Origin of the sequence: Pseudomonas sp. 31-12 (genome assembly GCF_003151075.1) — a bacterium.
Taxonomy (GTDB): Bacteria; Pseudomonadota; Gammaproteobacteria; order Pseudomonadales; family Pseudomonadaceae; genus Aquipseudomonas.
On the sequence record NZ_CP029482.1, the window covers coordinates 3,897,905 to 3,921,550 of the forward strand.

A 23,646-nucleotide genomic window follows, 5' to 3' on the forward strand; every position below is an offset into this window, starting at 1 on the left:
CTCAATGCCCCACAGGGAAGGCAATCGGTGCCGAACGGGCCAACCCGCCACGACACTTGAGCACGCGTAACTGTGCAGGCCGGGCATCGATGGCGATGCGCAGGGCCGCGGGCGAAGGGTTGATGGCTTCGTTGATCGAGCGGTAAGCAAACGCCAGGGTCGAGCCGGTTTCCGCCGCCACCTGCAAGCGCCGCAACGCCCGGTCATCGGCCTTGTGCGGCCAGCACAGCACCGCACCGCAACTGCCCGAGCGCAGGCATTGTTCCGCCGCCCACAGCGCATCGCGCTCGCTGGCCTGGATGATCGACAACTGGCGCAGATCGACCCCGGCATTCTGCCAGGCCTGGGGATACGGCACGTAAGGCGGCGCCACCAGCACAATGCGCTCGCCCGCCGCCGACAGCCGCGCCAGCGCCGGCCACACCAGCTGCAACTCGCCAACGCCCTGCCCGGCCAGGAGGATTTCCGTCAGCGCCGCTTCCGGCCAACCGCCCGTGGGCAACGCCGCGTCCAGCGCGGCATGCCCGGTGGGTTGCGGGCTGACCGCCGGTGGCGCAGGCCGGCCCTTCCAGACCTGGCCGCCATTGAACAGCGTATCCAACGCAACGACGGCGCCCATCACCCTTGCCTCACCAGACCGCAGAACACCCCTTCGATGGCCAGGTCCTGACTGGCCTCGACGATGATCGGCTGATAGGCCGGGTTGCGCGGCAGCAACCGGACAACGTCGCCGACCCGCTCGAAACGCTTGATGGTGACTTCGCCGTCAAGCCGCGCCACGACGATCTGGCCGTTGAACGCCTCGGGATTGCGGTGCACGCCCACCAGGTCGCCGTCGAGAATGCCGTCCTCGATCATCGAATCACCCTGGACCCGCAGCATGTAGTCCGGCACCCGCGAGAAGATCGACGGATCAAGCAGCAAACGGCTGTGCACCTCGGCATCGGCACCGATCGGCGCACCCGCCGCGACCCGGCCGAGCACCGGGATGTCCAGCAACTCGGGCCGCGCCGGTTGCCCGAGCAAACGGATGCCCCGGGCCTGATGCGGGTTGACCTCGATGAATCCGGCTTCGGTCAGCGCCAGCACGTGCTTGCGCGCCACGCTGCGGGAGGCAAAACCAAACGCCTCGCTGATTTCAGCGAGGCTCGGGGACTGACCGTGCTCCGCGATTCGATCGCGGATAAAGGTCAGGATGGCAGTACGGCGGGGGGTTAAAGTCGTCATGGAGTACATTTGTACTCTTTCGGCTTTTTTCTGGCAAGGACCGCCAGTCAGCTCAAGCCACGCGACGCCAGAAACCCTGCGATGTAATCGATGAACGCCAGCACTTTCGCGGTTGCCCGCCGATGACTGGGGTACACCGCCAGGATGTACGAGCCAAAACTGTCCGGATCGATGACGTAATCGGCCATCACCCGCACCAGCCGCCCGTCGGCGATGTACGGCGCAGCGCTCCACAGCGGCGTGTGCAGCAAGCCGCGCCCGGCCAGTGCGTTGGCCAGCAGCAAGTCGTAATTGTCGCTGCGCAACCGCGGTGACTGCGGTTGCGCCAGGCTCAAACGTTGCCCGTCGCGTTCGGCCCACCAGAATTCGCGGCTGAGCAACGGATGACGGTAGAGCAGCCATTCGTGGTCATCGAGGGTGTCCGGCGTGACCGGCAACCCCTTGCGCGCCAGATAATCAGGGCTGGCGCACAACGCCAGCCGATTGCTGCCGACGACGCGGGCGATCAGCCCCGGCAAATCGTCATGCCCCTCGCGCAACGCCAGGTCGTAGCCGCTTTCCAGCAGGTTGACGAACTCATCGCACAAATCCACTTGCAGGTTGATCTGCGGATATTGCTCCAGAAAACCGCCGCACACCTGATCCAGAAATGCATGCCCATACGCCAGCGGCGCGGTGATTTTCAGGTTACCGCGCAGACCATGCTGCAACTGCTCGATTTCCTCGCCGGCCTCGTCCAGCCGCTGTAAGACCTGGCGCGCGGTTTCCAGATACAGACGACCGGATTCGGTCAGCAAAATCCGCCGGGTGCTGCGCTCGAACAACCGGGCGCCGAGCTCCGCCTCCAGATGATTGACCGCTTTGGTCAGGGCCGACGGGGTCTTGCCCAGTTGCTCGGCGGCGCGGCTGAAACTGCCCAGTTGCGCGGTGACCACAAACATTTTTAATGCACCCAACTTGTCCATTCTTTTTCCATTCAGGCAAAAACGTTTTTCGTGAGCGAGGCGTTCTGCTGGCCGTGACAAGCCACTAATCTGGCCATCAGACGCAATAACAAGGAAACATTCAATGAAAAGATTCATTCCGAATCTATTGGTGGCCGCCGTCAGTTTTGCCTCGATGGAAGCCATGGCCGCCGCCGATCTGGTGCTGATCAATGGCAAGATTTTCACCGCCGACCGCGCCCAACCGAAGGTGCAGGCGTTGGCGGTACAGGACGGCAAAGTGCTGCAAGTCGGCAGCGATGCGCAGATCAAGGCCCTGATCGCGTCGGGCACCAAAGTCGTCGACCTCGGCGGAAAGGCCCTGATGCCCGGCCTGATCGACAGCCATTCCCACGCGGTCTTCGGCGGCCTGGAAATGGTCTCGGCCAACATGGCAGACGAGGTGGTCGACCTCGACGAACTGGAAAAACGCCTGAAAGCCTGGCGTGACGATGGCAAGGCCCGGCATGGCGATGTGTTGAGCGTGGCCGGCATGAGTTCGACTTATTGGGCCCAGGCCGAAGCCCTAGGCAAGAAATTCAACAGTGGCGAATGGGCCAAGGTGCCCGTGGTGTTCGCCGGCAGCGATCACCACACCGCGTGGGCCAACAACGTGATGCTCGAACGCGCCGGGATTGATGCGGCGCTGCTCAAGTCATTGCCGGACGCCGAGAAAGACACGATCGGCAAACTCGCCGATGGCAGCCCCAACGGTTTCCTGGTGGACGCCGGCTGGGATCGCGTCGCCTCGAAGATGCCGGTGCCGAGCCCCGCCGACATGCTGAAAGCCGCGCAATCCGCCGTGCGCTACAACAACAGCCTCGGTATCACCGCGTGGATGGACCCCGCCGCCAACGCCGCGCCCGGCGAACCGGTGTTCGCGCTCAAACCCACGGAGAAAACCGTTGGTGTGCTACCGGTGTACAAGGCGCTGGCCGAAAGCGGCGGCATGAGCGCCCACGTCGCCGCGCTGTTGGTGGCCAACCCGAAAAGCGTGCCGGCCGATCTCGACACCCTGGACAAGGTCCGCCAGCAATTCCAGGGCATCCCGAACCTGACCTTGCCCGGGATCAAGATCTTCGCCGACGGCGTGATCGAATACCCGGCGCAGAGCGCGGCGATGATCGATCCGTACAGCAACTCGCACAAACAGGGCGAACTGCTGATCGATCCGAAGCGCTTCGGTGAATTGGTCAGCGCCATCGATCAGCGTGGCTGGCTGGTGCACATCCACGCCATCGGCGACCGCGCGGTACGTGAATCGTTGAACGGCATCGCCCAGGCGCGCAAGGATCGCCAGAGCGGTGTGACCCACTCGATCACCCACCTGCAAATGGTCAACCCGAAAGAGTTTGCGCGGTTTAAGCCGCTCAACGTCATCGCCTCGATGCAACTGCTGTGGGCCAGCGCCGACGAATACACCCTGGACATGATCAAACCGTATGTCAGCGCGCAGGCTTTCCGTTATCAGTACCCGGCGCACTCGTTGCTTAAACAGGGTGCGACCATCGCCGGTGCGAGTGACTGGGCGGTGTCTTCTCCCAATCCATGGAACGCCATGGCCCAGGCCATCACCCGGGAAGGTCCGCTGGGCGTGTTGAATGCCGATGAGCGTATTGACCGCGAAACCATGTTCTACGCCTACACCCTCAACGCTGCCCGCACCATCGGGCTGGAGAAGCAAATCGGTTCGTTGAGCCCTGGCAAGCAAGCGGATTTCATCGTGCTGGACCGCGACGTGTTCAGCGTCGACAACAAAGCCCTGCACGACACCCAGGTGCTGCAAACCTGGTTCGCCGGTCGCGAAGTCTACGCACCGACGCTCTAAGAAAAATCAGCTTCACCCGCTGCCCTGCCCCGCGTTTGTCGCCGGGGTTCGGCGCAGCCTTGCCGCAAAAAATCTGCCCATAACAATCACAATAACGGGACGCACCCCATGAAAGCTTTCACCCTGTTCGCCCTCGGTTCCTTGAGCCTTCTTCCCTTGAGCAGCCAGGCCCTGCCCTTGAATGACGATTTCGCCCTGCTGGTCGACCTGACCCTGGCCAGCGACTACCGCACCCGTGGCATTTCGCAAACCCAGAATGACCCTGCGGTGCAGGCCGGTTTGACCCTGGCGCACAGCAGCGGCCTGTACCTCGGCGCATGGAGTTCAAACGTCGATTTCGGTGGCGGTTTGAAAGCCCGGCAGGAAGTCGATTACTACGCCGGTTGGCTCTGGCAAGCGACCGATGCGGTGAGCCTGGACCTTGGCTATCTCAAATACGCTTATCCAAAGGAAAGCCAGTTCAACCAGGGCGAGACCTACGCAATCCTCAGCGCTTATGGCGTGAAGCTGGCGGCCTATTACTCCGCGGATGCGCCGGGGATCGACAGCAAACAGAGCTCACTCTACAGCTACGTTGGTTATGAAACCGAGTTGCCTTACGACACGGGCTTGAAACTGCGATACGGAAACATGGATTTCAAGGACCCGCACCTGTACACGATGTCGGGCGATGTCGAAGACTCGTACCGCGAATGGGAAGTCAAACTGTCCCACGAACTGGCCGGTGTGATGCTGGGCTTGAGTTACATCGACACTGACCTGTCGAAAAGCCAGTGCGCCAGCAACTGGGGCTTCGACGATGTGTGCAGCGCCACGGTGGTGGCAAGCATCAGCAAATCCTTCTGACCCAAAGGGAATTCGGCCGTTCCCAGGAGTGAGGCGTGTCATGTAAGGCCACGGGTAAACCGCCACGGTGGGTCATGCCTGATTCCCTTTTTGCCGGTCGATCCGCAAGCGGTACTGGAAGGCATCGCCACGGTAGTAAAGGTGTTCGAAGTGCACGGGAAGGCCTGCGGCATCGTGGGTCAGGCGCTCGATGCGCATGATCGGCGAACCGGCCTCGACGTTCAGCGCCTGGGTCAGGTCGCTGTCGGCCAGCACCGCGTCGATGGCCAGATCCGCGTGATCAAGCGCCAGGCCGCAGTCGTTTTCGAGGATCAGGAACTGAACGCAGGCTTGCCTGCGGTTAGCCGATTACGTCGTTGATGAGAACGGGAAAAGCCGTTGCACCACCCGATCGGCCAGTGCCAGGCAACTGGTGAGCCCCGGGGATTCAATGCCGAACAGGTTCACCAGCCCCGGCACGCCATGCTCGGCCGGGCCGCTGATGATGAAGTCGGCGGCGGGTTCAGTCGGGGCGGTGATTTTCGGGCGGATGCCGCTGTAGGCCGGTTGCAGGCTGTCATCGGGCAATGAAGGCCAGTAACGGCGGATCGCCTGATAGAACCCGTCGGCCCGGCGCGGGTCGACGCGGTAATCGATATGGTCGACCCATTCCACGTCGGGCCCGAAGCGCGCCTGGCCGCCGAGATCGAGTGTCATGTGCACGCCCAGCCCGGCGCTTTCCGGTGCCGGATACACTAGGTGCCGAAACGGCGCCCGGCCGCTGAAGCTGAAATAGCTGCCCTTGCACCAGCGTGCCTCGGGAACGTGCTGCGACGGCAAGCCTTGAATCTGGCTCGCCACCTCAGGCGCGGACAACCCGGCGCAATTGATCAGCTCGCGACAAGTCAAGGTCATCGGCTGTGCGCCGCCCATGTGCAATTCGAAACCCTGTTCGATGCAACGGGCGGACACCAACGGTGTGTGGAAGGCAATTGAAGCGCCCGAGGCTTCAGCGTCTGCCTGAAGCGCCAGCATCAACGCATGGGAATCGACGATCCCGGTGGACGGCGACCAGAGCGCGGCGACGCAGGACAGCGCCGGTTCAAGCGACTGCGCCTGCCCGGCGTCCAGCCATTGCAAGTCATCGACGCCATTGCGCCGGCCCTGCTCCAACAATGTCTGCAAGGCCGCGCACTGGCTTTCATCCGTGGCCACAATCAGCTTGCCCGGGCGCTGGTAATCGACACCGCGCTCATCGCAAAAGGCGTACAGGCGCTGCTTGCCTTCCACGCACAATTGCGCTTTCAGGCTGCCGCTCGGGTAATAGATGCCGGCGTGGATCACTTCTGAATTGCGCGAACTGATGCCCACGCCAATGCCCTCGCCGGCTTCGATCAGGATCACTTCGCGCCCGCTTTGGGCCAGCGCCCTGGCCACCGCCAGGCCCACCACGCCGGCTCCGACCACCACACATTCGATATCGACGCTCACCTGCCCTCCGCTCATGTCAAGCCAGCCCCCGCTCCCGATAATCGATCAGGCTGGAGAATATCGCCAGCAGCATGGCCATGACCACGAAGAAGATCAGCACCAGGAAATACGACCCGGTGAACTGCACAATCAGCCCGATCAGGATCGGCACGATCACCCCGGCCATGTTGCCGCAGAAGTTCATGGTGCCCGCCAGCACGCCGGTTTTCGAGGTGCCGCCGAGGATCGACGGAATGCACCAGTACATGCCGCACCAACGAATGAAAAACATCGCCACGCAGAGCAGGCCGATCGCCTTGCCGGCCTCATTGGTATAGGCCACCGCCAGCATGCACAGCGCCGCAACCAGCGCTGAGCCGCTGAACATGCTGCGCATCACCAGATTGGGCGAGGCGCCGCTGGTTTTCCATTTATCGCCCAGATACCCGCCCACCAGTTCGCCGACGAAACCGCACATAAAGATGAGGAAGGTCGCGCCGCCCATGCTGGAAATGTTCAGGCCGTGGGTCTGGTGCAGGTAGCTCGGCATCCAGGTCAGCAAACCGTAGAACACGCTGAGAATGCAGCAGTAACCGGCGAACATGGCCAGCACCGAACGGTCCTTCAGCAGTTCTTTGAGAGGGATGCTGGTCACCGCACCGGGTTGGCTGACTTTGATATTGCCCTCGGTGATGTGCGCCAGTTCCGCCGCGTTGACACCAGGGTGTTCGCTGGGATGGTTGCGGATGTATTTCCAGGCCAGCACACCGGCAAGCATGGTGCCGATGCCTGCGATCACAAAGGCGATGCGCCAGGAATCGAACCAGCCGATCAGCCCGGCAATGATGATTGCGCCGAAGGCACTGCCCAACGGCGCGCCGCCATCGACCAGCACCGCGCCGCGACCGCGTTCGTTGGGGGTCAGCCAGGCGCCGTTCAGCTTGGCCCCGGCCGGCATGATTGGCGACTCGGCGATACCCAGGCCCATGCGCGTGATCATCAGCGTGATCCAGTTGTGCGCACCGGCGGCCAAGGCCTGGAAGGCGCCCCAGGCAACGGTCGCGATGACAATGACGCGGCGGGTCTGAAAGCGGTCCAGCAGCATGCCGCCGGGAATCTGCATCAACGCGTAGGACCAGAAAAATGCGCTGAGCATCAAGCCTTCCAGCGCGGGCGGGATCTGGAATTCACTGGAAATCAGCGGCAAGGCCACCGACAGCGAAGCGCGGTCGATGTAGTTGATGGCGGTCAGCAGCAACATGATGAGGAAGATCCGCCAGCGCACGCTGGTGGGACGTTCGGTGGCAGACGCGGCGGCGAGCCGCAGGGTTTCGGCACTCGGATTGTTCATGAGGGGCGCACTCTTATTGTTGTGGATACGAGCCGCCCAATGCCTGTCAGTCAATGTTCTGAATACCGCAATCCCCTGTGGGAGCCAGCCTGCTGGCGATGTCGGCAGACCATCCAACATTCATGTGACTGACCCACCGCTATCGCCAGCAGGCTGGCTCCCACAGGGGATTGCGTTTTGACTGACCGGCATGAGGCAAGCGGCCCCACTCTAATCACACCCCCGAGTACTGAATAATGATGGGATCTGATTGGGGGATCACCAAACGTCATCCCCCGAAAAGATCAGAACGTCCCCGGGAAGCTGCCGCCGTCGAGCAAGAGGTTTTGCCCGGTGAGAAAACCGGATTGGGCGCTGCAAATGAATGCGCAGTAAGCACCGAACTCATCGGGCTGCCCGAAGCGCTGGGCCGGCACGTGCTTGCGCCGCTGCTCGCTGATGCTTTCGACGCTGGTGCCATTGGCTTCGGCGGCAGCGCTCAGGGTCTTGTGCAAACGCTCGGTCTCGAACGGCCCCGGCAGCAGATTGTTGATCGTCACGTTGTGCCCGGCCAGCCGCGACTGGCGTGCAAGCCCGGCGATGAAACCGGTCAGGCCGCTGCGTGCGCCATTGGACAGGCCCAGCACATCGATCGGTGCCTTTACCGCGCCGGAGGTGATGTTGACGATGCGCCCGAAACCTCGCTCGGCCATGCCATCGACGCAGGCCTTGATCAGCTCGATGGGCGTGAGCATGTTGGCATCCAGCGCCTTCAGCCAGTCTTCGCGCTGCCAGTCGCGGAAGTCGCCCGGTGGCGGGCCGCCTGCGTTGTTGATCAGGATGTCCACCTGCGGACATGCCGCCAGAACCTGCTCACGCACCGCAGGCGTGCTGATGTCCCCGGACACCGTGCGCACTTCGATGCCCGGCGCCAGGCTGCGCAATTCTGAAGCCGCAGCTTGCAACGTTTCGTCGCCCCGGGCGTTGATCACCAGGTTGACGCCCTCCTTCGCCAAGGCCCGCGCACACGCCAGCCCCAAGCCCTTGCTGGCGGCGCAGACGATGGCCCAGCGACCTGAAATACCCAAATCCATGACGATGCTCCTGACGGTTGGAAAACCTCACGTTACCACCGCAACCCGACACGCCGGGGGATGACAAAGGGTGATCGGCGGATCAGACCTTTTCATTATCGGCCGCCTCCCACGCTTATTACTGTCTGCGGACCAATAAGAACCGGAGAAACCCATGAACCCGTTCCAGTTTTATTTCCCCACCACCTTGAAGAGCGGCAATGGCCTGGTGCGTCAGGCCGGTGCATTGCTCAAGCCCCATGTTCGGAAAAAACTGCTGGTAGTCACCGACGCAGGGCTGATGGCGTCGGGCGTGATGGAAGGTTTTTTTGCCTCGCTGGCCGAGAGCGACATCGGCTATGAAGTGTTTTCCGGCGTCGAGCCTAACCCCACCACCGATGTGCTGGAACGCGCCGTGGCCTTCCTGAAAAACCACGACTGCGACTCGGTGATCGGCGTCGGTGGCGGCAGCAGCATCGACACTGCCAAGGTTGTGGCGGCCATGGCCACCAACCCCGGCAACATCCTCGACTACGAGGGCTACGACAAATTGCTGCACCCGCCCCTGCCGATCTTCGCGATCCCGACCACCTCCGGCACCGGCAGCGAATGCACCGCCTCCACCGTGTTCACCAACACCAAGACCCTGTTCAAAACCGTGATCATCAGCCCGGCACTGTTTCCGAAACTGGCGATTCTCGACGCCGAGCTGACGCTCAAACTGCCGCCGTCGATCACCGCCGCCACGGGCATGGACGCCTTGACCCACGCCATCGAATCCTACGTCTCGAAGCAGGCCAACCCGGTCAGCCAGGCCCTGGCGCTGCAAGCGATCAAGATGATCTGCACCCACCTGCCGAAAGCCTTTTTCACGGGCTCCGATCTGCACGCCCGGGAGCAGATGCTGCTCGGCTCTTTCCTCGCTGGCGTCGCGTTCGCCCAATCGAAACTGGGCAATGTGCATGCGATCTCCCACACCTTCGGCGGCGTCTTCAACATTCCCCATGGCATCGCCAACGCCACGCTGCTGCCCTACGTCATCGAATACAACCTGGCCGCCTGCCCGGAACTGTTTCGCGAAATCGCCATTGCCATGGGCGAAGACGTCGACGGCCTGAGCCCTGCCTGCGCCGGACACAAAGTGGTGGAGCACGTGGTGGCGCTGAACAAGGCCATCGGCATTCCCGACACCATCAAGGACCTGGGCGTGGACCTGGACTACATGCCGCAAATGGTCAGCGATTCGATGCGCAGCGGTAACGTGCTGGTCAACCCACGCCTGACCACTGCCGCCGACATCGAACGAATCATCAGCAACGCCTGGCACGGCATTCATTCCTGAGAGACGACTCCCATGTTCTACGAAATGCGCACCTACACGATTCAAATCGGAAAAATGCAGACCTACCTCAAGCACTTCGAAGAGGCCGGGCTGCCGGTGATCTCCCGCTACACCACACTGGTGGGCTGGTGGTACACCGAAATCGGCGAGTTGAATCAGGTGATCCATATCTGGGCCTACGAGAGCCTCGATGACCGGATCAACAAACGCGCGGCGTTGTATCAGGATCCGGACTGGCTTGAAGGTTTTGTGCCGAAGGCGTTCCCGATGCTGGAGAAGATGGAATCGAAACTGCTGATTGCCGCTGAGTTCTCCCCGATCAAATAACCCCCTGCACGGACCCGACAGGCAACACAAAAAACCTGTGGGAGCGGGCTTGCCCGCGATAGCGGTATGTCAGACGCAACAATGTCGACTGACACTCCCTCATCGCGGGCAAGCCCGCTCCCACAGGGACTGTGTCGGCCTGCCGAATCTGCTCAAACCAAGGACAACCTCATGTGCGACCACAATCCCAATAACACCGCCGCCGAACGTTCTCCCGACATCAAAGCCTTGCTCGAAGGCTTGCCCACCAACTGGGGCAAATGGGGCCCGGACGATGAAGTCGGCGCCCTGAATTACCTGCAAAGCGCAGAAATCCTGCGCGGTATCGCCTCGGTCCGCCAAGGCAAGACCTTCACCCTGCAAGTGCAGATCGGCCATCCCAAGGGCGAGCCGTTGTGGCCCGGCCGACGCCCGTCAATGCGCGTCAATGTGCTGGACAAAGGCCACTTCCTCGCTGGCAAGACCCACTTCGACGGCCACGTGGAATACGCCGACGACGTGATCTTCATGCACCTGCAAGGCTCGACCCAATACGATGCGCTCGGCCACGTCTGGCACGACAACAAGCTGTGGAACGGCTACGACGCCATGAGCACCATCGGCAGCATGGACAAGGCCAGCATCCTGCCGATTGCCGAGCGCGGGATTGTCGGGCGGGCGGTGCTGATCGACATGGCGCGCCATCGCGGCAAGTCCGTGCTGGACAAGGGCGAGACCTTCAACCACCTCGACCTGCTGGCCGCTGCAACGGCGCAAGGCATCGAGATCCAGAAGCGCGACATCCTGATCATCCGCACCGGCTGGATCGGCTCGTTCTACGAGCGTGAGCCTGAGGAGTTCTACAAGGACTTCGCCGAGCCGGGCCTGACCTTCAGCCGTGAGTTGGTGGAGTGGTTTCACCAGATGGAAATCCCCAACCTGGTCACCGACACCATGGCCAACGAAGTGGCGGTCGACCCGACCACGGGCGTGCTGATCCCGCTGCACAACGCCTTGATGCGCAATCTGGGCGTGACTTTCACCGAAGTGGCGTTGCTCGATGAACTGGCCAGCGATTGCGCCGAAGACGGCCAGTGGCAGTTCCTCTACACCGCCGCGCCGCTGAAGATCGTGGGCGGGACTGGTGCGCCGGTGAACCCGATCGTAATCAAGTAATCAGGTCCTGCTTCAGTTCGTTGATCAGCAGGGTCGCCGCCGGAGACAAGTCGGCGCCGGCCCGGCTGATCACGCCATAAGGCTCAATCAACGCGCGCATGGACACCGGCAATTTCACCAGCAAATCGTGTTGCTCGCAGAATTGCGCGACTTCCACCGGGATCACTGCCAACAAGGTCGGATCCTGCTGCACCAGCAGAATGGTGGCGAAGGTCGATGAGGTTTCCAGCGGATAACGCGGAATCTCCAGCCCCGCCTCATTCAACTCACGCTCCAGCGCCTGGCGCATCGGCATGTCCTTGGGGTAAACCACCCAGCGGTAATCGCTCAACTGCGACAGCTGCAACGACTCGGCACGGGCCAGCGGATGGTCCTTGCTGGCGACCACCGCCAAGGGCTCTTCGCTGAGTTCGATGCAGTCGTAGGCGTCCGAACGCTGGCCGACGCTGGTGCGACAGATCGCCAGGTCCAGCCGCCCCTGGTCCAGCAACCCGAGCAACGTGGCGCTGGTGTTTTCCACCAGTTCCACGGACAACTCCGGCTGTTTGAGGCGCAACTCAGTCAGGGCCCGGGTCAGCAACGGCACCGCGCCCATGATCACGCCGACCGACAGCCGCCCGCCCTGGCCCTGCATGATGCTGAGCATTTCTTCGCGCAGGTGCTCGACATCGCTGTAGATCAACCGCGCATAACGAATCATGCAACGGCCCATTTCATTGGCGACCAGGCCTTTGGGCTGGCGTTCGAACAGCGGCATGCCGAGCAACGACTCGACCTCGTGCAACGCCTTGGTGGCGCCGGACTGGGAAATCGAGATCTGCTCGGCGGCCTTGTGCAACGAGCCTCGATCGTCCAGCGCGATCAGCAACCGCAGTTGTTTGAGTCGAAGGCGAGAAGCGATGCTGCCAAGGGAAGGAACCATGTCGGTGTGTGCTCGATTCAATGGACAAATCCGTCAGAGCCCACGCCGCCATTTGCCGGCGCGGGCCAAAAGGTCAGCTCAGGGGCGCCCTGCTCCACTGGCCGTCAACCAGTCGATTGAGGCCCAGCGGATTAGCGTTTTGCAGCGCCTGGGGCAGGTACTCATCAGGATAGTTCTGGTAGCAGACTGGCCGCAGGAAGCGATCAATGGCCAAGGTACCAACCGAAGTGCCGCGCGCATCCGAGGTGGCCGGATACGGCCCGCCGTGCACCATCGCATCGCTGACTTCGACGCCGGTCGGGTAGCCATTGAGCAGCAACCGTCCGACCTTATCTTCGAGCAATGGCAACAGCTCACTGAAGCGATCCAGGTCCGCCGGTTCGGCAATCAGCGTGGCGGTCAGTTGACCGTGCAAACTGTCGAGTACGGCGCGCAGTTGTTGCGGGTCGGCGACCTCCACCACCACCGTGGCCGGGCCGAAGATTTCTTCCTGCAACAGCGGATCGCCGTCGAGCAACAAGTGCACATCGGCCTTGAACAGTTGCGGTTGTGCCTTGGATTCGCCCTGTGGATGACCACCCAGGTGCTCGACCCGCTCGTGGGCCGCTATGTGTTGAAGGCCTGCACGATAGCTTTCCAGCGTACCGGCGTTGAGCATGGTCTGGGCCGGTTGGCTGCCCATGTTCTGCGCGAAGCCTTTCAGGAACTCGCTGAACTGCGGCGAGCGCAGCCCGATGATCAGGCCGGGGCTGGTGCAGAACTGGCCGCAGCCGAGGTTGATCGACGCGGTCAGTTCCTCGGCGATTTTAATACCACGGGTGTTCAGCGCTTCAGGCAGCAGGATCACCGGGTTGATGCTCGACATCTCGGCGAACACCGGGATCGGTTGCGGCCGTGCGGCGGCCAGATCGGACAAGGCTCGACCGCCCTTCAATGAACCGGTGAAACCGACGGCTTTGATGCCCTCGGCCTTGACCAAAGCCTGGCCGACACCCGCACCGTAAATCATGTTGAACACGCCCGAAGGCATGCCGGTACGCTGTGCTGCGCGCACGATGGCGCTGGCTACGCGGTCCGCCGTCGCCATGTGTCCGCTGTGGGCCTTGAACACCACCGGGCAACCTGCAGCCAGCGCCGAAGCGGTATCGCCACCGGCCGTGGAAAACGCCAAGGGGAAATTGCTCGCACCAAACACGGCGACCGGGCCGACGCCGATGCGGTACTGACGGATGCCCTGTCGCGGCAACGGCGTGCGTTCAGGCAATGCCTGATCGATCCGCGCGCCGAGAAAATCACCGCGCCTCAGCACTTGGGCAAACAAGCGCATCTGGCCTGTGGTGCGACTGCGCTCACCGCGAATCCGCCCCTCGGGCAAGGCGGTTTCCTGGCACACCAGCGCGATGAAATCGTCGCCCAGTGCATCGATTTCATCGGCGATAGCGGTTAGGAATTCGCCACGTCGTAGCGGCGAAAACTGGCGAAAAGGTGCGAAGGCTCGCGTGGCCGCCGCCACTGCCAGCGCGACTTCCTGTTCGTTGGCCTGATGAAAAACGTAGGGCAGCGGCTGCCCGGTGCTGGCGTCGAAACTCTGCAACGTCTCACGGCCCAGGACACTGCGCTGCCCGTCGATAAACTGCTGGCCCAAAATAGCGGACATCAAAAACTCCCTCGCCCGCATTCGGCAGGCGATCACTCGAATTGAAGGGGTACGCCTAAGGCGCACGCTTCACTTTATTGGCCGGGGTGATGGGCAACAAATGACAACAACGGGCCGGGGGATGAGTGTTTGTCATCCCCCCGGCCCGTCATGTGCGAACAATCGGTGTCAGTGAATCGCAACCGGGTTGATGTTGACCTGGGTCGAGCCCTTGTACAGGGGCTGCCCCAGCACAAACATGAACTCCCAGGCCTTGTCTTTCACCAGCGCGCGGCTGTCGATCAGTTCAAGGTTGTAGATGCCGTTCTTGGCCAGCATGAACTGGTTGACCGGGAATTCCTGGCCGTCTTTCGCCGGGTAAATTTCCGAAGCCCAGGTGTCGCCACCGAACGCGACGATCTGTTTGTCCGCCAGCCACTTGGCCGCTGCCATGCCGATGCCCGGTTCCACGGCGAGGAACTTCTCGTTGTCCTTGCCCAGCAGTTCCAGCCAACCAGTGTTGAACAGCACCACGTCGCCCTTCCGAATGCTGATGCCTTGCAGGTCCAAGGCCTTCTGAATGTCGGCAACGCTGAACTCGGTTTTCTCCGGCACGATGGCGCTGCCGTACACCGCGGTCATGTCCAGCACCACGCCGCGGGTGACGATGGGCGGGACTTTTTCGATGCCGAGTTTCTTCACGCCTTCAACGGTGACAAAGTCCGCGGCGCGGTTGCCGTTGTAATAGACGTTGTCGATGCCGATGTGGCCGATGCCGTTGAGTTGGGTGCCGACGCCGGTCCAGCCGACCACCAGTTCATCGTTGAAGGTGAATTTGTTCGGCCCCATGGTAGTGCCGCCCGCTTCGCCCGGCTGGATGTTGGTCAGGTGAAAGCTGCGGTGACGGAAGGCCGGCAGGGTTTTGTCGATGGGCACGGCCAGCGGGTAGGTTTTGCCGGTCTTGATCAGTTTCGAGGCGTTGATTACCGACTCGGCGTTCAGCAGATTCAGCGCGCCGATTTCGTCGTTGGCGCCGTATTTCGAGGGATACCATTTTTCAGCATCGGCAGCGTGGGCGGCATTGACGGTGAACAACAGGGCAAACGGCAGTACCAATCGGGTCAGCATGAGCGGGTCCTTGTGAGGTTGCAGTGGACCCAAGGTACGCAGCCCGTGGGTGGGGAAACAGACAGGGATGGGCAATACAATTGTTCTGGATTGTCACGAGTGACACTTGTAGGAGTAAGCCGGTGTGCATTTAGAGGGCTGGCAGCCATTTCGTCGTTTGAAGGTTGATCTCTGCCGGCCGCAATGACATAAACCCCGCAAATCCGGCCGTTTGAATCGGCGTCGCTGACAGCCAAGACCATGAACGAAATCACCCGGACACCGCATCCCGATCAGCCGCGTTCTATCGTGTTCGTCGCGTTCCCGCAGATGGGCCTGCTAGACCTGACCGGGGCGCAAACCGTGTTCTGGGCTGCCTCCAAAGCCTTGGCCGAGCGCAGTTTGCCGGGTTACATCCGGCACACCGCAAGCCTTGCCGGCGGGCTGATTCAGACAGCGGAAGGCCTGGTGGTAGAGACCTTGCGATTGAGCGACCTCGACGAACACTCGATCGATACCCTGATCGTCCCCGGCGCGCCGGATATTCGTCACGCGATGGACAATTCCCAGGCGTTGGTCGCCTGGCTGAAATCGGCAGCGGTCAACGTCAATCGCACCGCTTCCGTGTGCAGCGGCGCTTTCCTGCTGGCGCAAGCCGGTTTGCTCGACGGCCGCCGCGCGGCGACCCACTGGGCCATGTGCGACATGCTCATGCGGGGTTTCCCGCTGATTGAAGTCGACAGCGATGCAATTTTCATTCAGCAAGGTTCGGTGTGGACGTCGGCGGGTGTCAGCGCCGGTATCGACCTGGCGCTGGCCTTGGTGGAAGCCGACTGCGGCCGTGAGGTGGCGCTGGAGGTTGCCCGGGAACTGGTGGTGTTTCTCAAGCGCCCCGGCGGCCAGGCCCAGTACAGCCAATTGCTGCAATCGCAAACCGAGGACGGTGCTGCCTTCGACGATTTGCACCTGTGGATCGCGCAAAACCTGAGCAGCGAAAAGCTGACCGTCGAAGCGCTGGCCGACAAGATGCAAATGAGTCCGCGCAACTTTGCCCGGGTCTACAAACTCAAGACCGGCCGCACCCCGGCAAAATCGGTGGAAGTGCTGCGCCTGGAAGCCGCCCGCCGCCTGCTGGAAGAGTCCGAGCGCAACATCGATCAAATTGCTCGACAATGCGGGTTTGGCGATGAAGAACGCATGCGTTTTACCTTCCAGCGTAATCTTGGGATTTCGCCGAGGGATTATCGCAATCGTTTCTCCCGTTAATCACTGAGGCAGTAACTAACTGTCATTTAGCTGAACCAATTCAAACTTCAATATAAAGAGTCGATGTTTTTCCATTCAACTCCGCATTTAGCGGCTATTGAAGGTTGACTTCACCGACCTCCCTGAGTAAATTGCCCGGGCCTTCAACGAAGGCCTTTTTTCAACTTACAAAAGAATCCAATGGACACAGTATCTAGTCGCTGTCGGGTCACTGCGAATTTGCGGAACCTGGCACATAACCCAGTAAATGACGGGACTCGACTTTTCGGTCGGATAAGCTGCGCTAGAGCATGATGCTCCACCGTAACTTGCCTCACCGGTGTCCGTCCGGTCCAGAGGCATGTTATGAACTTCAAAACCACCATAATGCCGGGCGTACGCGCCTTCGCATCGACCATGCGGGTCAAGCTGTGCCGTGAGCGTCTGCTGACGACTCGGGTCAGCGCCCCGTTTTCCACCCTTTCTTCCCCGGCCAAGGCACACCCTCGTGCCAACTGGCGCGTCTGCCCGATGACGGGTCGGCTTCAGCAACGCTGGAGCTTCGACGACAGTCAGGAACCACCGAGTCGGCGCATCGCGCGCCTGTTCGGACTGACCCTCAGGGCTCGCACTTTCTGTTGATCTGAAGGCACTTCAAAGTCCTTCCCTCAACGTTTTCCTTAATAGGGAATTCGACAACTTCTTATTGCCTGTTAAAACATAAAATAATTGGAGTTAGTTATGGACGAAGCCAGTAGACGGTTCGCTGCGCATCAACTTTCCATTGATACGCAGCGAACGTTAAAACACAAGTACACAACACTTCCGAATCGATCGCCTGTTTGCGACTCGACATACATTCGCTCGCCTATGAATAGATGAGTGGACCGTGTGTCGTGCCGCAAGACGGCGGCAGGAGCACACACCATGACGACTGTAAAAACGCCGGATATTCGCGCCAAAGGCGCCAGCAACGACAACGCCAAACTGTCGATGCGCGCCGCCCGGGAAGCACAAAACGGCCTGGCCGTGACCCTCGCCAACCTTAACGCCACCCCTGACGGTTTGACCGAACTCGAGGCCGAAGGCCGGCTGGCCCGTGCAGGCTTCAACGAAGTCGCCCACGACAAGCCGCCACACGCCCTCGTCCAACTGCTCAAAGCCCTCAACAATCCCTTCATCTATGTCCTGCTGACCCTGGCCGGCATCAGTTTCTTCACCGATTACTGGCTGCCGATCAGCCAGGGCGAAGGCGACGAGGCGGACCTGACCAAGGTCATCATTATCATGACCATGGTCACCCTGAGCAGCCTGCTGCGGTTCTGGCAGGAATACCGCTCGGCCAAATCCGCCGAAGCGTTGAAAGCGATGGTGCGCACCACGGCGACTGTGCTGCGGCGCGGACAAAACGGCAACCGCCCGGTACTGCGCGAAGTGCCGATGCGCGAACTGGTGGCTGGCGACATCGTCCAGCTCAGTGCCGGCGACATGATCCCGGCGGACATCCGCCTGATCGAATCCCGTGACCTGTTCATCAGCCAGGCGGTGCTGACCGGCGAAGCCTTGCCCGTCGAGAAATACGACACCCTGGGCGACGTCGCGCAGAAATCGGCGAGCCGCGCCGCTGCCGATCAATCCAACCTGCTGGACCTGCCGAACATCTGCTTCATGGGCACCAACGTGGTCAGCGGCACGGCCAAAGCGGTGGTGGTCGCGACCGGGCCGCGCACCTATTTTGGCTCGCTGGCCAAAGCCATTGTCGGCTCGCGGGTGCAAACGGCCTTCGACCGTGGGGTGAACAGCGTCAGCTGGTTGTTGATCCGCTTCATGCTGGTCATGGTGCCGATCGTGTTCCTGCTCAACGGTTTCTCCAAGGGTGACTGGAGCGACGCGTTCCTGTTTGCCCTGGCGGTCGCGGTCGGCTTGACCCCGGAAATGCTGCCGATGATTGTCAGCGCCAACCTGGCCAAAGGCGCGATGGCCATGGCCAAGCGCAAAGTGGTGGTCAAGCGTCTCAACGCGATCCAGAACTTCGGCTCGATGGACGTGCTGTGCACCGACAAGACCGGCACCCTGACCCAGGACAAGATCATTCTTGAGCACCACGTCGACAGCCACGGCCGGCGCGACGACAAGATCCTCGAACTGGCGTGGCTCAACAGCCATCACCAGAGCGGTCTGAAAAACCTGATGGACCAGGCAGTGGTGCAGTTCGCCAACGAAAACCCAAAGTTTCGTATGCCGTTTGCCTACAGCAAAGTCGATGAGTTGCCGTTCGACTTCGTCCGTCGGCGCCTGTCGATCATCGTCAAGGACAGCCGCGACGATCACCTGATGGTGTGCAAAGGTGCGGTCGAAGAGATGCTGACCATCGCCAGCCACATTCATGAAAACGGCACGGTGGTGGCACTCGACGAACAGCGTCGCAAAGACCTGCTGGCCCTGACCAACGAGTACAACGAAGACGGTTTCCGGGTGCTGCTGGTCGCCACCCGCGAAATCCCGAAAGCGCAGAGCAAAAACCAGTACACCACCGCCGATGAACACGAGCTGGTGATTCGTGGCTTCCTGACTTTCCTCGATCCACCGAAGGAAACTGCGGGCCCGGCGATTGCCGCGCTGCGCGACATGGGCGTGACCGTCAAGGTGCTGACCGGCGACAACGCCGTGGTGACCTGCAAGATCTGCCGCGAAGTCGGGCTGGAGCCCGGCACGCCGCTGCTCGGGCCGGACATCGAGAACATGGACGACACCACCCTCAAGCTGCGGGTCGAGGAGCGCACGGTGTTCGCCAAGCTGACGCCGCTGCAAAAATCCCGGGTGCTCAAGGCGTTGCAGGCCAACGGTCATACCGTGGGTTTCCTCGGCGACGGCATCAACGACGCCCCTGCCCTGCGCGATGCCGATGTCGGCATTTCGGTGGACAGCGGCACCGACATCGCCAAGGAATCGGCCGACATCATCCTGTTGGAGAAGAGCCTGATGGTGCTGGAGGAAGGCGTGCTCAAGGGCCGCGAGACCTTCGGCAATATCATGAAGTACCTGAACATGACCGCCAGCTCCAACTTCGGCAACGTGTTCTCGGTGCTGGTGGCCAGTGCGTTCATTCCGTTCCTGCCGATGCTGTCGATCCACCTGCTGTTGCAAAACCTCATGTACGACATCTCTCAGCTGTCGCTGCCGTGGGACAAGATGGATAAGGAATTCCTGCGCAAACCACGCAAGTGGGACGCGAAGAACATTGGCCGTTTCATGCTGTGGATCGGGCCGACCTCGTCAGTCTTCGACATCACCACCTTCGCCCTGATGTGGTACGTGTTCGCCGCCAACAGCGTGGAAATGCAGAGCCTGTTCCAGTCCGGCTGGTTCATCGAAGGGCTGCTGTCGCAGACGCTGGTGGTGCACATGTTGCGCACGCAGAAGATTCCGTTCTTCCAGAGCACGGCAGCGTTGCCGGTGATCCTGATGACCGGGTTGGTGATGGCGCTGGGTATCTACATTCCGTTCTCGCCACTGGGCACGCTGGTCGGCCTGCAACCGTTGCCGTGGGCGTATTTCCCGTGGCTGGTGGGCACCCTGCTGAGCTACTGCGTATTCGCGCAGATCATGAAGACGATCTACATCCGCCGCTTCAAGCAGTGGTTCTGAGGGCCTGACAAACCCAAATCACCTGAACACCACAATCCCATTGTGGAAGCGAGCCTGCTCGCGATAGCTGACTGACATTCAAAAGAGATGTCGACTGATCCACCGCTATCGCGAGCAGGCTCGCTCCCACAGGGGAATGTGCTTAACCCTATCGAAAAAGGGAGACTCCTGATGTCGGGAACTACTCTACTGATCAACCTCGCAGGCGCCATTGCACTCTTGCTCTGGGGCACTCACATGATTTCTTCGGCGTTGTTGCGCGGCTTCGGCACGCCGCTGCGCCAGTGGCTGGGCCACAACCTGAACAACCGCTGGATGGCGCTGCTGTCGGGCATCGGCATCACCGGCATCTTGCAAAGCAGCACCGCCGTCAGCCTGATGGCGACGTCGTTCACGGCCGCCGGCACCCTGGGGCTGGCGCCCGCGCTGGCGGTGATGCTCGGCGCCAATATCGGCTCGACCCTGGTGGTGCAACTGCTCAGCGTCGACGTTTCAATCCTCACGCCCATCGTGTTGCTCGCGGGTTTGATGGTGTTCCGGCTGCGCGATGACTCACGCTACGAAAGCGTTGGCTGTGCGCTGATCGGTCTGGGGCTGATGTTGCTGGCCCTGCGCATGCTCGGCTCGACACTGGCGGAAGTCGAAGGCGCGCCGGTCTTCCAGCTGATCATGCAGAGCCTGGACGGCGACCTGCTGATTGCGCTGCTGGTGGCGCTGATCCTCACGTGGCTGTGTCATTCCAGCGTCGCCGTGGTGTTGCTGATCGTCTCGCTGGCCGCCACCGGCCTGTTGTCGGCCACCACCCTCATCGCGCTGGTCCTGGGCGTGAACATTGGCGGTGCGCTGCCTTCGGTGATCAATGCCGGTTCCAGCGTCGGCCGACGTTTGCCGCTGGGCAATCTGCTGGTGCGGGCGGTCGGCGCCCTGGTGGTGCTGCCATTTGCCGGACTTCTGGCCGAGCTGAAGCTGGAGCCGTCGGTGCTGGTGGTGTCACTGCACACGGGGTTCAATCTGCTGCTGGCGCTGGTGTTCATCGGCCTGACCGATGTGCTCGCCAAGTGGCTGACCCATGTGCTGCCGGCGCCGGAGCGGGATGTCGATCCGGGCATGCCGCACTACCTCGACGAAGCGGGTCTGGAAGTGGCCAACATCGGCCTGTCCAACGCGGCCCGCGAAGCCCTGCGCATGGCCGACATGCTCTCGGCGATGCTCGGCCGGTTGGTGCAGCTATTCCACACCTCGGTGCCAGCCTGTGCCGATGAAGTGCGACGCATCGATCAATCCCTGGACCTGCTGGGCGCGGCCATTCGCGCTTATCTGGCAGACATCGGCAAGGAAGGCATCAGTGACAACGATGCCGATCGCTCCCAGGAAATCCTGCTGTTCGTGATCAACCTCGAACATGCCGCGGACATTCTTTCCAGCAGCCTGACGCAGTTGGCCATGCGCCGTTTGCGCCGTGGCGAACAATTCTCGGCCTTCGAGCTGGGCAACATCGCGCCGCTGCACGACGCGCTGCTGGAAAGCCTGAGCCTGGCGATCACCGTGTTCCTGCGCGAAGACATTCCCACCGCGCACCACTTGATCCATCGCAAGGAGACCGTCAGACGGCTCGAAGCGCACGCCAGTCGCGAGCACTTTCGCAAATTGCAGGAAGACAAAAACACCTGGGCCGAGTCCGGCGACATCTTCCAGCGAGTCCTGCGTGACTACCGCCGCGTGCATCACCACATCGCCGCCTTGGGCTACCCACTGTTGGAGCGTGCCGGTGAACAACCGGTCGAGAACACCGACCTGACCAAGGAAAACCCGTCATGCGCCTCTTGATCTGCGCGGGTCGCCATTACACCGACAGCCGTCTGTGTCGGCGCGTGCTCGACGCCTTTCAGCGTATGCACCCGGTGCGCGTGCTGATCCATGGCGGCAATCAATACCTGGGCGGCGACATCGAAGAATGGGCCCGAGAACACGGCGCCGACATCGTGCGCTACCCACCCAACTGGCAGCGCCACGGCAAGTCGGCTGAACGCCCTCCAAAAAACTTCGAGGTAACACTCATGCAAAAACCCACTCGTCTATTCGCGTCCTTCGTGCGCAGTCTGCCAGCCGCTCAAGGCCGGCGCCTGCGGCGTAATCTGATGTTCGTCAGCCTCACCCTGGGCCTGATTGCGTTGCTCAGCATTATCTCCAGCGCCAACGCTGCCGGCGGTGCGTATGCAGTGGATGACGCCGGAATCAATGCGCCCGGCAAATGCAACATCGACGCCTGGTACCAGAACGGTCGGCACAGTTCATCCAGCAACAGCGTGGTGTCACAGGACTGCACGTTCAAGGGCCTGCCCAACGTGCAACTCGGCGCCGCCGTGCAGCACAGCCGCGATGACGGGGACTCGGAAACGCAGTTGAGCCCGCAATTCAAGACACAAATATTCTCTCGGGATGACCTTGGCCTAGAGCTGGCACTGGCGGGTTCAGCGCACTTTGCCTTCAATCGGGGCCATGCTTTCGATGGCGCCGACCTGAACCTGCCTTTCACCTACCAACCGCTGCAAACCCTGCGCCTGAACCTCAATGCAGGCTGGACACACGCCTATGACGAGGGCGAGCAACATCATCGCTGGACCTGGGGCACCGGCGTCGAATACGACCTGGCCCGTTCCCTGACGCTGATCGCTGAACGCTATGGCCAACAAGGCGGCGAACAGGCGTGGCAGGCCGGGCCGAGGTTGCATATCGGTAAGCGGATCGATGTCGATCTGGTGGTGGGACGCAACCTGACGGGGGAACGTGATCAGTGGCTGACAACCGGGGCAACGCTGCGGTTTTGACGGTGGTCGGTGATGACACCTGGAGCGGGTCATGCGCTCCAGGCGTAGTATTTCAGTGCCTCGTCTTGCGCTCCAGCAAACGTACGCCGAGTGACAGCGGATAACACAGCGCAAAATAAATCGCGCCGACGAGGATGTAGATCTCCAGCGGCATGAAGTACACGGAACTCAAGTCCTGCGCGCGCAGCATCAGGTCGGGTGCCGCGATCAGCGAGGCCACCGAAGTGTCTTTCAGCAGCGAGATCGCGACGTTGCCGATCGGCGCCAGCACGATACGAATGGCCTGGGGCAACACGACCCAGCGCAATACCTTGAGATGAGGCATGCCAATCGCCTTCGCCGCTTCCACCTGCCCCTTGGGCACTGCCTCCAGCCCCGAGCGGTAAATCTCCGACAGGTAGGCCGCCGCGTTCAATCCCAGTCCGATCATCGCCGCTTGAAACGAACTGAACTGAACGCCGATTTCGGTCAGGCTGAAATAGACGATGAACAGCTGCACCAACGCCGGGGTGCCGCGAAACACTTCGATGTAGATCAGCGCCGCGCGGCGCAATGGCCGGCTGCGCGACAGTCGTGCCAATGCCACTAATAAACCGACGACCAAGCCGATGACCAACGCCCCAAACGCCAACTGGAGGGTGGCCCAGGCTGCGGCCAGCAATTCGACATGGGTTGCTTCCCACAATTCGCCATAGCCCAT

At 61.4% G+C, this 23,646-nt stretch carries 20 protein-coding genes and 2 pseudogenes; 11 read left to right on the top strand and 11 right to left on the bottom strand.

Annotated features, from left to right (window positions below):
- Position 1: 1 nt before the first annotated feature.
- The 3 genes from imuA to DJ564_RS18335 are packed head-to-tail and all read right to left on the bottom strand — an operon-like array spanning position 2 to position 2,192.
- A complete protein-coding gene (imuA, locus tag DJ564_RS18325) occupies positions 2-619 on the bottom strand; it encodes a translesion DNA synthesis-associated protein ImuA (RefSeq protein ID WP_033061610.1) in 618 nt (205 codons plus the stop codon).
- Positions 619-1,236, bottom strand: coding sequence for a transcriptional repressor LexA (gene lexA / locus DJ564_RS18330; RefSeq protein ID WP_109632139.1), 618 nt, complete (start codon positions 1,234-1,236; stop codon positions 619-621). The genes imuA and lexA overlap by 1 nt, the downstream gene beginning before the upstream one ends.
- Before the next feature lie 38 nt (positions 1,237-1,274).
- Positions 1,275-2,192: a LysR family transcriptional regulator gene (locus DJ564_RS18335; protein WP_109632140.1), complete on the bottom strand. Its 918-nt coding sequence runs from the start codon at positions 2,190-2,192 to the stop codon at positions 1,275-1,277.
- A gap of 103 nt (positions 2,193-2,295) precedes the next feature.
- Here DJ564_RS18335 and DJ564_RS18340 point away from each other — a divergent pair, with 103 nt between their 5' ends.
- On the top strand, positions 2,296-4,038 hold the full coding sequence (locus DJ564_RS18340) for an amidohydrolase (protein WP_109632142.1): 1,743 nt from the start codon (positions 2,296-2,298) through the stop codon (positions 4,036-4,038).
- Between the two features lie 108 nt (positions 4,039-4,146).
- Positions 4,147-4,884, top strand: coding sequence for a TorF family putative porin (locus DJ564_RS18345; RefSeq protein ID WP_109632144.1), 738 nt, complete (start codon positions 4,147-4,149; stop codon positions 4,882-4,884).
- Between the two features lie 72 nt (positions 4,885-4,956).
- Here the strand turns inward: DJ564_RS18345 and DJ564_RS18350 are convergent.
- From DJ564_RS18350 to DJ564_RS18365, 4 genes and pseudogenes are all read right to left on the bottom strand, one after another.
- Positions 4,957-5,202 (bottom strand): annotated as a pseudogene (locus DJ564_RS18350) (UTRA domain-containing protein); the annotation flags it as partial.
- Between the two features lie 30 nt (positions 5,203-5,232).
- On the bottom strand, positions 5,233-6,354 hold the full coding sequence (locus DJ564_RS18355; protein ID WP_109636088.1) for an NAD(P)/FAD-dependent oxidoreductase: 1,122 nt from the start codon (positions 6,352-6,354) through the stop codon (positions 5,233-5,235).
- A gap of 16 nt (positions 6,355-6,370) precedes the next feature.
- Positions 6,371-7,684 carry an MFS transporter gene (locus DJ564_RS18360; RefSeq protein ID WP_109632145.1) on the bottom strand — a complete coding sequence of 438 codons (1,314 nt, stop codon included), beginning with the start codon at positions 7,682-7,684 and terminating at the stop codon, positions 6,371-6,373.
- 284 nt (positions 7,685-7,968) lie between these two features.
- The gene (locus tag DJ564_RS18365) at positions 7,969-8,757 is read right to left on the bottom strand and encodes an SDR family oxidoreductase (RefSeq protein ID WP_109632147.1); all 789 of its coding nucleotides are present in this window, start codon (positions 8,755-8,757) and stop codon (positions 7,969-7,971) included.
- 154 nt (positions 8,758-8,911) lie between these two features.
- Here DJ564_RS18365 and DJ564_RS18370 point away from each other — a divergent pair, with 154 nt between their 5' ends.
- From DJ564_RS18370 to DJ564_RS18380, 3 genes are all read left to right on the top strand, one after another.
- Positions 8,912-10,078, top strand: coding sequence for an iron-containing alcohol dehydrogenase (locus tag DJ564_RS18370; RefSeq protein ID WP_109632149.1), 1,167 nt, complete (start codon positions 8,912-8,914; stop codon positions 10,076-10,078).
- A gap of 12 nt (positions 10,079-10,090) precedes the next feature.
- Positions 10,091-10,405, top strand: coding sequence for an NIPSNAP family protein (locus DJ564_RS18375; protein WP_109632151.1), 315 nt, complete (start codon positions 10,091-10,093; stop codon positions 10,403-10,405).
- 171 nt (positions 10,406-10,576) lie between these two features.
- Positions 10,577-11,560 (top strand): cyclase family protein, encoded by a 984-nt coding sequence (locus tag DJ564_RS18380; RefSeq protein WP_109632153.1) that lies wholly within the window; start codon positions 10,577-10,579, stop codon positions 11,558-11,560.
- Here the strand turns inward: DJ564_RS18380 and DJ564_RS18385 are convergent.
- From DJ564_RS18385 to DJ564_RS18395, 3 genes are all read right to left on the bottom strand, one after another.
- Positions 11,553-12,482, bottom strand: coding sequence for a LysR family transcriptional regulator (locus tag DJ564_RS18385; RefSeq protein ID WP_109632155.1), 930 nt, complete (start codon positions 12,480-12,482; stop codon positions 11,553-11,555). The genes DJ564_RS18380 and DJ564_RS18385 overlap by 8 nt on opposite strands.
- A 73-nt stretch (positions 12,483-12,555) precedes the next feature.
- Complete coding sequence (locus tag DJ564_RS18390; RefSeq protein WP_109632157.1) at positions 12,556-14,139, bottom strand: aldehyde dehydrogenase (NADP(+)); 1,584 nt, start codon at positions 14,137-14,139, stop codon at positions 12,556-12,558.
- A gap of 168 nt (positions 14,140-14,307) precedes the next feature.
- Positions 14,308-15,246, bottom strand: coding sequence for a cyclase family protein (locus DJ564_RS18395; protein WP_109632159.1), 939 nt, complete (start codon positions 15,244-15,246; stop codon positions 14,308-14,310).
- Positions 15,247-15,486: 240 nt separating this feature from the next.
- Between DJ564_RS18395 and DJ564_RS18400 the strand changes: the two genes are divergently transcribed.
- The 6 genes and pseudogenes from DJ564_RS18400 to DJ564_RS18425 all read left to right on the top strand — a co-directional run bounded on the left by DJ564_RS18400 (position 15,487) and on the right by DJ564_RS18425 (position 22,946).
- Positions 15,487-16,491: a GlxA family transcriptional regulator gene (locus DJ564_RS18400; protein ID WP_109632161.1), complete on the top strand. Its 1,005-nt coding sequence runs from the start codon at positions 15,487-15,489 to the stop codon at positions 16,489-16,491.
- A gap of 345 nt (positions 16,492-16,836) precedes the next feature.
- The gene (locus DJ564_RS18405) at positions 16,837-17,112 is read left to right on the top strand and encodes a hypothetical protein (protein ID WP_109632163.1); all 276 of its coding nucleotides are present in this window, start codon (positions 16,837-16,839) and stop codon (positions 17,110-17,112) included.
- 285 nt (positions 17,113-17,397) lie between these two features.
- A complete protein-coding gene (gene mgtA, locus DJ564_RS18410; protein ID WP_109632165.1) occupies positions 17,398-20,118 on the top strand; it encodes a magnesium-translocating P-type ATPase in 2,721 nt (906 codons plus the stop codon).
- Between the two features lie 171 nt (positions 20,119-20,289).
- Entirely contained in the window at positions 20,290-21,945 is a 1,656-nt protein-coding gene (locus DJ564_RS18415; RefSeq protein ID WP_109632167.1) for a Na/Pi cotransporter family protein, read from the top strand.
- Positions 21,933-22,163 (top strand): annotated as a pseudogene (locus tag DJ564_RS18420) (DUF2493 domain-containing protein); the annotation flags it as partial. The gene DJ564_RS18415 and the pseudogene DJ564_RS18420, both read left to right, overlap by 13 nt.
- Before the next feature lie 12 nt (positions 22,164-22,175).
- Complete coding sequence (locus DJ564_RS18425; protein WP_109636090.1) at positions 22,176-22,946, top strand: hypothetical protein; 771 nt, start codon at positions 22,176-22,178, stop codon at positions 22,944-22,946.
- A 52-nt stretch (positions 22,947-22,998) separates the two neighbouring features.
- On the opposite strand, the gene DJ564_RS18430 is transcribed toward DJ564_RS18425, so the two are convergent.
- The gene (locus tag DJ564_RS18430; RefSeq protein ID WP_109632169.1) at positions 22,999-23,646 is read right to left on the bottom strand and encodes an amino acid ABC transporter permease; all 648 of its coding nucleotides are present in this window, start codon (positions 23,644-23,646) and stop codon (positions 22,999-23,001) included.

Coding starts and splice junctions, on each gene's coding strand:
- imuA (WP_033061610.1), bottom strand. CDS start 619: ATGGGCGCCGTCGTTGCGTTGGATACGCTGTTCAATGGCGGCCAGGTC.
- lexA (WP_109632139.1), bottom strand. CDS start 1,236: ATGTACTCCATGACGACTTTAACCCCCCGCCGTACTGCCATCCTGACC.
- DJ564_RS18335 (WP_109632140.1), bottom strand. CDS start 2,192: ATGGACAAGTTGGGTGCATTAAAAATGTTTGTGGTCACCGCGCAACTG.
- DJ564_RS18340 (WP_109632142.1), top strand. CDS start 2,296: ATGAAAAGATTCATTCCGAATCTATTGGTGGCCGCCGTCAGTTTTGCC.
- DJ564_RS18345 (WP_109632144.1), top strand. CDS start 4,147: ATGAAAGCTTTCACCCTGTTCGCCCTCGGTTCCTTGAGCCTTCTTCCC.
- DJ564_RS18360 (WP_109632145.1), bottom strand. CDS start 7,684: ATGAACAATCCGAGTGCCGAAACCCTGCGGCTCGCCGCCGCGTCTGCC.
- DJ564_RS18365 (WP_109632147.1), bottom strand. CDS start 8,757: ATGGATTTGGGTATTTCAGGTCGCTGGGCCATCGTCTGCGCCGCCAGC.
- DJ564_RS18370 (WP_109632149.1), top strand. CDS start 8,912: ATGAACCCGTTCCAGTTTTATTTCCCCACCACCTTGAAGAGCGGCAAT.
- DJ564_RS18375 (WP_109632151.1), top strand. CDS start 10,091: ATGTTCTACGAAATGCGCACCTACACGATTCAAATCGGAAAAATGCAG.
- DJ564_RS18380 (WP_109632153.1), top strand. CDS start 10,577: ATGTGCGACCACAATCCCAATAACACCGCCGCCGAACGTTCTCCCGAC.
- DJ564_RS18385 (WP_109632155.1), bottom strand. CDS start 12,482: ATGGTTCCTTCCCTTGGCAGCATCGCTTCTCGCCTTCGACTCAAACAA.
- DJ564_RS18390 (WP_109632157.1), bottom strand. CDS start 14,139: ATGTCCGCTATTTTGGGCCAGCAGTTTATCGACGGGCAGCGCAGTGTC.
- DJ564_RS18395 (WP_109632159.1), bottom strand. CDS start 15,246: ATGCTGACCCGATTGGTACTGCCGTTTGCCCTGTTGTTCACCGTCAAT.
- DJ564_RS18400 (WP_109632161.1), top strand. CDS start 15,487: ATGAACGAAATCACCCGGACACCGCATCCCGATCAGCCGCGTTCTATC.
- DJ564_RS18405 (WP_109632163.1), top strand. CDS start 16,837: ATGAACTTCAAAACCACCATAATGCCGGGCGTACGCGCCTTCGCATCG.
- mgtA (WP_109632165.1), top strand. CDS start 17,398: ATGACGACTGTAAAAACGCCGGATATTCGCGCCAAAGGCGCCAGCAAC.
- DJ564_RS18415 (WP_109632167.1), top strand. CDS start 20,290: ATGTCGGGAACTACTCTACTGATCAACCTCGCAGGCGCCATTGCACTC.
- DJ564_RS18425 (WP_109636090.1), top strand. CDS start 22,176: ATGCAAAAACCCACTCGTCTATTCGCGTCCTTCGTGCGCAGTCTGCCA.
- DJ564_RS18430 (WP_109632169.1), bottom strand. CDS start 23,646: ATGGGCTATGGCGAATTGTGGGAAGCAACCCATGTCGAATTGCTGGCC.